The organism is Burkholderia lata, from assembly GCF_902499335.1.
Lineage (GTDB): Bacteria > Pseudomonadota > Gammaproteobacteria > Burkholderiales > Burkholderiaceae > Burkholderia > Burkholderia lata_B.
Map to the genome: position 1 here is coordinate 280,119 of NZ_CABVQK010000012.1, position 8,651 is coordinate 288,769.

Annotated in this window: 10 protein-coding genes; 2 read left to right on the forward strand and 8 right to left on the reverse strand. The window is 66.6% G+C overall.

All coding sequences use genetic code 11. The features are described from left to right. Nucleotides 1–2 precede the first annotated feature (2 nt). Nucleotides 3–527: an Lrp/AsnC family transcriptional regulator gene (locus tag BCO18175_RS28460; protein WP_011350656.1), complete on the forward strand. Its 525-nt coding sequence runs from the start codon at nucleotides 3–5 to the stop codon at nucleotides 525–527. Nucleotides 528–595: 68 nt separating this feature from the next. Here the strand turns inward: BCO18175_RS28460 and BCO18175_RS28465 are convergent, their stop codons facing one another. The 8 genes from BCO18175_RS28465 to paaA all read right to left on the reverse strand — a co-directional run bounded on the left by BCO18175_RS28465 (nucleotide 596) and on the right by paaA (nucleotide 6,867). Continuing rightward, entirely contained in the window at nucleotides 596–1,243 is a 648-nt protein-coding gene (locus BCO18175_RS28465) for a GNAT family N-acetyltransferase (RefSeq protein ID WP_174973703.1), read from the reverse strand. Nucleotides 1,244–1,485: 242 nt separating this feature from the next. Further along, entirely contained in the window at nucleotides 1,486–2,091 is a 606-nt protein-coding gene (locus BCO18175_RS28470) for a TetR/AcrR family transcriptional regulator (RefSeq protein ID WP_006482923.1), read from the reverse strand. Between the two features lie 16 nt (nucleotides 2,092–2,107). Further along, nucleotides 2,108–2,932, reverse strand: coding sequence for a DUF1835 domain-containing protein (locus BCO18175_RS28475; protein WP_174985979.1), 825 nt, complete (start codon nucleotides 2,930–2,932; stop codon nucleotides 2,108–2,110). A gap of 128 nt (nucleotides 2,933–3,060) precedes the next feature. Beyond that, nucleotides 3,061–4,149 carry a 1,2-phenylacetyl-CoA epoxidase subunit PaaE gene (paaE, locus tag BCO18175_RS28480; protein ID WP_174985981.1) on the reverse strand — a complete coding sequence of 363 codons (1,089 nt, stop codon included), beginning with the start codon at nucleotides 4,147–4,149 and terminating at the stop codon, nucleotides 3,061–3,063. A gap of 5 nt (nucleotides 4,150–4,154) precedes the next feature. Beyond that, nucleotides 4,155–4,706: a 1,2-phenylacetyl-CoA epoxidase subunit PaaD gene (paaD, locus tag BCO18175_RS28485; RefSeq protein WP_174985983.1), complete on the reverse strand. Its 552-nt coding sequence runs from the start codon at nucleotides 4,704–4,706 to the stop codon at nucleotides 4,155–4,157. Nucleotides 4,707–4,729: 23 nt separating this feature from the next. After that, nucleotides 4,730–5,533 carry a 1,2-phenylacetyl-CoA epoxidase subunit PaaC gene (gene paaC / locus BCO18175_RS28490; protein ID WP_174985985.1) on the reverse strand — a complete coding sequence of 268 codons (804 nt, stop codon included), beginning with the start codon at nucleotides 5,531–5,533 and terminating at the stop codon, nucleotides 4,730–4,732. A 10-nt stretch (nucleotides 5,534–5,543) separates the two neighbouring features. Continuing rightward, the gene (gene paaB / locus BCO18175_RS28495) at nucleotides 5,544–5,828 is read right to left on the reverse strand and encodes a 1,2-phenylacetyl-CoA epoxidase subunit PaaB (protein WP_010092957.1); all 285 of its coding nucleotides are present in this window, start codon (nucleotides 5,826–5,828) and stop codon (nucleotides 5,544–5,546) included. A 40-nt stretch (nucleotides 5,829–5,868) separates the two neighbouring features. Then, nucleotides 5,869–6,867: a 1,2-phenylacetyl-CoA epoxidase subunit PaaA gene (gene paaA / locus BCO18175_RS28500; RefSeq protein ID WP_039366897.1), complete on the reverse strand. Its 999-nt coding sequence runs from the start codon at nucleotides 6,865–6,867 to the stop codon at nucleotides 5,869–5,871. Nucleotides 6,868–7,066: 199 nt separating this feature from the next. Between paaA and BCO18175_RS28505 the strand changes: the two genes are divergently transcribed. After that, a complete protein-coding gene (locus tag BCO18175_RS28505; protein ID WP_174985987.1) occupies nucleotides 7,067–8,335 on the forward strand; it encodes an SGNH/GDSL hydrolase family protein in 1,269 nt (422 codons plus the stop codon). The last annotated feature ends 316 nt before the right edge of the window (nucleotides 8,336–8,651 follow it).

Here is an 8,651-nt window from a genome sequence, read left to right on the forward strand (position 1 = left end):
AGATGGCGCAAGCCGAATTGGATGCCATCGACCGGCGAATTCTCGCGATTCTTCAGGAGAACGGGCGCCTGTCGAACCAGGAGATCGCCGAGCGCGTGAACCTGTCGCCGAGCCCGTGCCTGCGGCGGATCCGGCGGCTCGAGGAGATCGGCGTGATCACCGGCTATGTCGCGCTGCTGAATCCGCAGAAGCTCGGGCTCGACCTGCTCGCGTACGTGAGCGTGCGGCTCGAGAAGCGCGGCGGCCTGGCGCCGGTGCGGGCCGACGAAACGTCGGCGCGTGCGGGCGCGACTCATGCGGAGCTGTTTCGCGCGGCCGTGCAGACCTGGCCGGAAGTGGTCGCGTGCCACGCGATGACGGGGGATATGGATTACCTGTTGCGCGTGCAGGTCGAGGACATGGCGCATTTCTCCCGCTTCGTGCAGGAGCATCTGCTGCATCACCCGTCGGTGATCGACGTGAAGACGAGCTTTTCGCTCGAATGCTTCAAGGAGACGACGGCGTTGCCGATTCGTTCGGTGCGCTAGCGCGCGGCGGGGAAGGGAGGAGGCCGGGCGCGCCGCGGGCGCGGCCCGGCTGGCCGACAGGGTCGACGTTACGCCGTCAGCGCGGCGGGCATCAGCGATTCGATGAACTTCGTCGTGCGGCGCGCCTGGCGCTTCATCGCGTAGTCGAACACCGCGGCCTGTTCCTGCAGCATCTCGGCGATGATCGTCGAGTGGTCGGCCGGCGGCAGCGACAGGTACGCATCGGCTTCGCCGTACGCGTACTCGATCCGCATCCCGGATTTCTTCGCGATGTGCATCATCGTCGCGTTACGCGACAGGCAGTGCATGTACAGCATCGTCACGTGCGTGTTGCGGCTGCGGATCGCCGCGCGCTCGAACAGCTTCGAGCCGACGCCGCGGCCGCGTGCGCTTTCGAGCACCGACACGCCGAATTCGGCCGTGCGCTTGTCGCCCTCGGCCGGCAGGTAGGCCAGGTGGCCGACGCCGATCAGTTCGAGGTCGTGGTCGAACACGCCGAACACGGTGTCGCGGCCGAAGTCGATCGTGCGGACATAGTTCTCGATCACGTGGTCGGGCACCATCTGGCCGAAGCGCAGCAGGCGGTCCTCTTCGTCGAGCGAGAGAAAGTGGGTGAGCATTTGCTCACGGTCTTTGGAAGCCAGTTCCCTGACGAGAACCGGCGCAGTACCGGCGTTGCCGACGACATCGGCAGTGCCGTTGAATTGCGTGTTCATCGTGGGTTCCTCAGTGTGACCGTACAGCGGGTTGTGCAACGCAACAGCATTTTACCCGACCGTCGGCCCTCGGATTGGGGAAAACCCGTATTTAACGATGTTTAAGCTGGAGGATGAATTCTAAATCTGCTTAGTTAAATCCGTATCTATTTGATTTTTAACGGATTTAAAATTCATCATATGAAGCGTGCGACGGACGGGCGCAGTGTGCCCGTCGCGCAACGCTTGCTGCTGCGCGTCAATCAGGCCGCGGTCGACAGCCCGCGCTCGATCAGGTCGATCACCTGCTCGGCGAAGTCGCGGTAGCCGAGGCGGCCGCCCGGCTTCAACCACGTGAACGTCCAGTTGATCATCCCGAACACCATCATCGTCACGGATGTCTGGTTTTCCTTCGAGATGCGGTCGGGGTACGCGCGTGCGAGCTGCCGCGTGAACGCCGCGACGATGTCGCGCTGGCGGTCGAGCACGATTTCGCGCTGCGCGTCTTCGAGATACTTCACGTCGTTGAGCAGCGCGACGTGACGGCTGTGCGACGTCTCGTACTCGGCGAGGAATGCGCGCACGAGCTCGGCGAACGCGTCGCGCTCGCTGAGGCCGCGCCGCTGGCTCGCCCCTTCGACCTCGGCGATGATCAGCATCAGCCGTTTCGTGTAGCGGTCGAGCAGGTCGAACAGGATCGCTTCCTTGCTCTCGTAATAGTGATAGAGGCGTGCCTTCGACGTACCGCTCGCGGTCGCGAGATCGGACATCGACGTGCTCGGGTAGCTCGTCTGCGCGAATTTCTCGGCGGCCAGATCGAGGATCTGCTCGCGCTGGGATTCGTGGTCGGGCGCTCGGGTACGGGCCATGGTCGAATGCGGAAGATTAGCTGTGCGTGGCGGCCGCGCGGGCCGCGCGCACCTGCGTGGAAGAGAGGGCGTCGGGCGCGTCGTCCTGCAGCTCGAGCCGGCCGGTTGCCGCGAGCTCGCGGCAGCGCCACCAGGCGATCGAGTCGCTGACGAACAGCCCGCCGCGGTCGGCGTCGGCCATGATGCTGCCGACGAGGCGCCTCGCGGGCAGCCAGTCGGTTGCCGCGCGCGCGACGATCAGCGCGTCGAGATCCTCGTAGTGGCCGCTCTTGATCGTGTTGCTGACCCAGTAGCGAAGCTCGGCGTTCAGGTGCTTCGCCTCCTGCCATTCGAGCGCGAGGCGGCCGATGCGCAGCACCGAGATCGGCGCGGCCACCGGGCGCTTGCGCGCCAGTTCGGCGGGCGAGAACATGCCGGTCGCGCACGCCTGGTCGGTGCGCGACAGCGCCGCGCGCTGCGCCGAGTCGAGGTCGGCGGCCGACAGCCGCACTTCGTTCAGGCGTTGCGGGACGTTGCGCAGGTGATACGCGACGCGGCGCAGCAGCAGCTTGTCGCCGACGCTCGGCGCATGCCACACCACCACCTGGCCGGTATCGGTCGCGAGTTGGTCGAGGCGCGCGAACTCGCCTTCGATCTCTGCGTTCCAGTCGGGAATCTGGTCGCCGAGCACGCGCTGCCAGAAGGCGGCGCGCGTGTCGGGCGTCTCGTCGGCGCCCTTGAGCGGCCCGACGCCGAGATCGTCGAGCAATCCGACGACGAGCTCGTCGCGTCCGGCTTGCGCGAGTGCCTCGCGCAGCGACGCGGCGGCGGTGCCGCCCTGAATCACATGAATGGTACTCATCGGCCTGTCGTCAACAAAAGAAAGCCGCCGGCCGGGCGGACGTTGCGATGTCCAGCCGGCCGGCGGCCCCTAGTGTAAGCGAGATGTGTGACGGCGAGAAACCGTCCGGCGCTGCGACGCGACGTCGCTCAACGCTCGTCGTAGCTCACGACGACCTTGTCGCTGATCGGGTGGCACTGGCACGTGAGCACGAAGCCGTCCTTCACTTCATGCTCTTCGAGCGTGTAATTCTTCTCCATCCGCACTTCGCCCTCGAGCACCTTCGCGCGGCACGTGCAGCACACGCCGCCCTTGCACGCGTACGGCAGCGCGAGGCCCGCGCGCAGGCCGACATCGAGCAGGCTCACGCCTTCGTACGGCAGGCGCAGCTTGCGCTTCTTGCCGTCGAGCACGATTTCCAGCTCGGCGGCCGGCGTCTGGTCGGTGATTTCGACGACCGGCGCGCCGGCCTGCGGCAGCGGCGTGCCGAAGCGCTCGACGTGCACCTTCGCCTGCGGCACGCCGCCCGCCTTCAGCGCGGCTTCGGCCGCATCCATCATCGGTGCGGGGCCGCAGATGAATGCCTCGTCGATCGCGTCGGCCGGCGTCAGCGTGGCAAGGAATTCCGCGCACTTCGCCTGGTCGAGCACGCCATTGAACAGCTCGACGTCCTGCTGGTCGTCCGACAGCACGTGATAGAGGACGAAGCGGTTCATGTAGCGGTTCTTCAGGTCCTCGAGATCCTCCGCGAACATGATCGCGTCGACGCTGCGGTTGCCGTAGATCAGCGTGAACGTGCTGCGCGGCTCGAGTTCGAGCGTCGTCTTCACGATCGCGAGCACCGGTGTGATCCCGGAACCGCCGGAAAACGCGACGTACTGCTTGCCGTGGTCGGCGTTCAGGTGCGTGAAGAAACGGCCGTCCGGCGTCATCACGTCGATCGTGTGGCCCGGCTTAAGCGAGTCGAACGCGAAGTTCGAGAAGCGGCCGCCGCGCACGCGCTTGATGCCGATGCGCAGTTCGCCGTCACGGTCGTAGTCCGTCGTGCCGACGCAGATCGAATACGAGCGGCGCGTTTCCTCGCCGTCGATGTGGGTCTTCAGCGTGACGAACTGGCCCTGCGTGAAGCGGTAAGCGTCGCGCAGCTCGGGCGGTACGTCGAAGGAGACGGTTACGGCGTCGGCGGTCTCGGGCCGCACGTCGCGGATACGCAGCGGATGAAATTGCGGGGTCGCCATATCGATTAATAAGGTTTGAAGTAGTCGAAGGGTTCGCGGCAGTCGACGCAGCGATACAGCGCCTTGCAGGCCGTGGACGCGAATTGCGCGAGACGCTCGGTGCGGGCGGAGCCGCAGCGCGGGCACGCGGGCGCCGCGACGGGCCGCGGCACGAAACGCACGACGTTTTCCCGCGGCGCGGCGGTGCCGCACTGGCCGACCGGCGGCGCAATGCCGTACTCGCGCAGCTTGTCGCGCGCTTCCTGGGTGATCCAGTCGGTAGTCCACGCCGGTGCGAGCACCGTCTCGATCCGGTGCGGCGGGAGGTCGGCGGCCTGCAGTGCGGCGGCGATGTCCTCCGCGATCTGCGACATGGCCGGGCAACCCGAGTAGGTCGGCGTGATCACGACTTCGAGCTTGCCGTCGTCCGCGCGGCGGACGTCGCGCAGGATGCCGAGCTCGCGGATCGACACGACCGGGATCTCGGGGTCGGGCACGGCTTCGAGCACGTCCCATGCACGGGCGAGCAGCGGATCGTCGCCGTGCGCGGTGATGGCGGGGGCAGTCTGGACGGACATCGTCGGGCTCCGTGGCGTCGGGGTTACCAGGTCGCGCCGGGGTGCTGGCGTGCGAGGCTTTGCATTTCGGCGAGCAGGTAGCCCATGTGTTCAGAGTGCTCGCCCTGCTTGCCGGTCGTCACATGCTGTACGGGGGCCGGCAGCGTGAGCGTTGCTTCCGCGAGCGTGTCGTCCACGTCCGCGCGCCATGCCGCTTCGAGCGTGGCCAGTGCGGGGGCGATGCCCGCGGCGGCGACCGCGTCGTCGATCGCATCGGCGGCGAAGAATTCACGCGTGTACGGCGTCAGGTAGTCGAGCGCGTCCTGCGCACGACGGTGCGATGCGTCGGTGCCGTCACCGAGGCGCACGAGCCACTCGCGTGCATGCTGCACGTGATAGCGGGTTTCCTTCACCGATTTCGCGGCGATCGCGGCGAGCTGCGTGTCGGTCGACGTTTCGAGCGCGGTCCATACGTGCAGCATCAGCACCGAGTACAGGAAGTTGCGCACGATCGTCACCGCGTAGTCGTTGTCGGCGTGCGCGGTGCCGGCGACCGGGCCGTAGTGCGGCAACTCGGCGAGCGTGAAATTCGCGAACTCGCGCTCGGTGCGGAAGTACGCGTAATCGTCCTCGGTCTTCGTTGCGCCGGTGAGCTGGTGCTCGAGTTCGGCCGCGTGCGTATACAGCATGCGCGACTGGCCGATGAGGTCGAGGCTCATGTTGGTGAGCGCGATGTCTTCCTCGAGGATCGGGCCGTGGCCGCACCATTCGGCGTTTCGCTGACCGAGGATGAGCGTGTTGTCCGCGAGGCGCAGCACGTAGGAGAGGTGTTCGGGCGTGATCGTCATGGCGCGGGCGTTACATGTGGTTGACTTCGTCGGGCAGCGTGTAGAACGTCGGGTGACGGTAGATCTTGTCGCCCGCCGGCTCGAACAGCTCGGCCTTCTCGTTCGGATCCGACGCGGTGATCGCCGACGACGGCACCACCCAGATGCTCACGCCTTCCTGGCGGCGCGTGTAGACGTCGCGCGCCATGCGCAGCGCCATCGACGCGTCGGCGGCGTGCAGGCTGCCGCAATGCTTGTGATCGAGCCCCTGCTTGCTGCGCACGAACACTTCCCAGATCGGCCATTCCTTGTTCATCACTCTCTCCTGAATCCTGAATTCGATGGTGTGCCGCCGCTCAGGCGGCGTGCTGTTCGGCGCGCGCGCGGCGCTTTGCTTCGTGGGCGAGTGCGGCTTCGCGCACCCATGCGCCGTCCTCGTGCGCTTTCACGCGGGTCGCGAGGCGTTCCTTGTTGCACGGGCCGTCGCCGTTGACCACGCGCCAGAATTCGTCCCAGTCGATCGTGCCGTAGTCGTGATGGCCGCGCGCCTCGTTCCACTTCAGGTCGGGGTCGGGCAGCGTCACGCCGAGCACCTTCGCCTGGTCGACCGTCGCGTCGACGAACTTTTGCCGCAGGTCGTCGTTCGTGATCCGCTTGATGCCCCATTTCGCGGACTGGTTGCTGTGGACCGAATCGGCGTCGCTCGGGCCGAACATCATCAGCACCGGCCACCACCAGCGGTTCACGGCCTGCTGGACCATCGCGCGTTGCGCGTCGGTGCCCTTCATCATCGACAGCAGTGCGTCGAAGCCCTGGCGCTGGTGGAACGATTCTTCCTTGCACACGCGGATCATGGCGCGCGCGTACGGGCCGTACGTGCAGCGGCACAGCGGGATCTGGTTCATGATCGCGGCGCCGTCGACGAGCCAGCCGATCACGCCGACGTCGGCCCAGGTCGGCGTCGGGTAGTTGAAGATGCTCGAGTATTTCGCCTTGCCGGCGTGCAGCGCGTCGATCAGCGAATCGCGCGATACGCCGAGCGTTTCGGCCGCGCTATAAAGATAGAGGCCGTGGCCGGCTTCGTCCTGGACCTTCGCGAGCAGGATCGCCTTGCGCTTCAGGCTCGGCGCGCGCGAGATCCAGTTGCCTTCGGGCAGCATGCCGACGACTTCCGAGTGCGCGTGCTGCGAGATCTGGCGAACCAGTGTCTTGCGATAGGCATCGGGCATCCAGTCCTGCGGCTCGATCTTGCCGTCGGCGGCCATGACCGCATCGAACCGCGCCTGCTCGGGCGACTCGGCTGCGGCGTCGAGCGGCGCGACGTTGCCGGGGATGTCGAGGGATTGCGTGTACATGGCGAGGCTCTCGTCCGGTTGAATGTGTGCGAAGTATAAACCAACCGACCGGTCGGTTAATAAATTTCTTGCGGATTTGCGGCGAGACTCGGGTAAACGAGGGACGTCGGGGCGGGATCGGGTGGCGTGACGGTGGTCCGGCGCGTGGGGTTCGCGTCTTCTGCGGCACAATGCCCGCTTTCCGACGAGGATTTTGCCGATGTCATTCCGAAGCAGTATCGCCGCGGCCGTGCTGGGTGCGGCTGTCTTTGTCTCGCCGCTCGTGGCGTCGGCCTCGGCCGCGCCGGCCGGATGGGTGGTCGCGTGGGCGACCGCGCTGCAGCCGATTCCCGACCTTGCCGCACCGCCGCCGCTCTATCGCGCGCCCGACGTGGCTGGGCGTGTCGTGCGCCAGATCGTCTATCCGACGGTGTCGGGCCGCGCCGCGCGGATTCGCGTCAGCAATGCATACGGTCGTGCGCCGCTGGTCGTCGAGGCGGCAAGCCTCGCGCGCGCGGGCGAAGGGGCGGCGCTTGCAGGCGCGGCGGTGCCGGTCCGGTTCGGCGGCAAGGCGTCGGTGACGCTTGCGCCGGGCCAGGAGCTCGAAAGCGATCCGGTGGTGATCGACGTGGCGGCCGGGCGGCCGTATGCGATCAGCCTCCAGGTGGGGGCGAGCCAGCGGATGACGGTCTGGCACCGCGTGTCGAACCAGTTCAATTACGTGTCTGTGCCGGGCGATCACGTGAGTGATCCGGGCGCTGCCGCATTCCGCACCCGCTTTACCCAATATGCGTGGGTGACCGAACTCGCGGTCGAGACCGGTTCCGCGCGTGCCAGCGTAGCTGCGATCGGCGATTCGATCACCGACGGGCTGCGCTCGAGCGTGAACCGGAACCGCCGCTGGCCGGACGCACTCGCGCGCCGGCTGAACGCCTCTGGTGCGGAGTCGATCGGTGTCGCGAATCTTGGTATCAGCGGGAACCGGCTGCTCAGCGATTCGGCGTGCTACGGCACGTCGCTGGCGTCGCGGTTCGAACGCGATGCGCTGTCGCGCGCGGGGGTGAAGGCGGCGATCGTGCTGATCGGGATCAACGACATCAACTTTGCGGCGATGCCGCCGCGCGCAGGGCTCGATTGCGACCACCCGCATACGCAGGTCACGGCTGCGTCTTTGATCGACGGCTACCGCCGGCTGATCGAAGCGGCGCACCGTCAGGGCGTGAAGGTCTTCGGTGCGACGCTGACGCCGGCCGGACTGCCGGTGGGGCGCGAGGCGATCCGCCTTGAGGTGAACCGGTGGATCCGGAGCGGTAGCGGGTTCGATGGCGTGGTCGACTTCGATGCCGTGCTGCGCGATCCGGCGCGCCCGAGTGTGCTGCAGCGTCGCTACGATAGCGGCGACGGTATTCATCCGAGCGATGCCGGCTACACGGCGATGGCCGACGCGGTGCCGGTCGAGCAACTGCAGGCTGCAGTGGGCGGCAAGTGACGCGCCTCTATATATAGAGGGGAGTGTTGCCGGCGACCTCCAGGTTGCCGGCGCCACGCGACCCGTCGAGCCCGAAGCCCCCGTGCGCGACAGCGCACGAGGGCTTTTTCAAAATATTTTCACAAAGGGGCTTGCGCAGTTGAGGGCGGGTGCTTAGAATCACGCCTCTTTCGCGCTAACGGAAACGCGGCGCGGAAGAGGGAAGCAGGGCTGGTGGTGTGCTGAAGTCTGGCGCGCTTAGCTGGCCTGGAAGTTGAGCCCCGCAGTCGCAACGATGTAGTGAAAAAAGTTGTTGACGATCTGCGAAACACGGTTC

Coding starts and splice junctions, on each gene's coding strand:
- BCO18175_RS28465 (WP_174973703.1), bottom strand. CDS start 1,243: ATGAACACGCAATTCAACGGCACTGCCGATGTCGTCGGCAACGCCGGT.
- BCO18175_RS28475 (WP_174985979.1), bottom strand. CDS start 2,932: ATGAGTACCATTCATGTGATTCAGGGCGGCACCGCCGCCGCGTCGCTG.
- paaC (WP_174985985.1), bottom strand. CDS start 5,533: ATGACGATCACGCCCGAACACCTCTCCTACGTGCTGCGCCTCGCGGAC.
- BCO18175_RS28505 (WP_174985987.1), top strand. CDS start 7,067: ATGTCATTCCGAAGCAGTATCGCCGCGGCCGTGCTGGGTGCGGCTGTC.
- paaB (WP_010092957.1), bottom strand. CDS start 5,828: ATGAACAAGGAATGGCCGATCTGGGAAGTGTTCGTGCGCAGCAAGCAG.
- paaD (WP_174985983.1), bottom strand. CDS start 4,706: ATGTCCGTCCAGACTGCCCCCGCCATCACCGCGCACGGCGACGATCCG.
- BCO18175_RS28470 (WP_006482923.1), bottom strand. CDS start 2,091: ATGGCCCGTACCCGAGCGCCCGACCACGAATCCCAGCGCGAGCAGATC.
- paaA (WP_039366897.1), bottom strand. CDS start 6,867: ATGTACACGCAATCCCTCGACATCCCCGGCAACGTCGCGCCGCTCGAC.
- BCO18175_RS28460 (WP_011350656.1), top strand. CDS start 3: ATGGCGCAAGCCGAATTGGATGCCATCGACCGGCGAATTCTCGCGATT.
- paaE (WP_174985981.1), bottom strand. CDS start 4,149: ATGGCGACCCCGCAATTTCATCCGCTGCGTATCCGCGACGTGCGGCCC.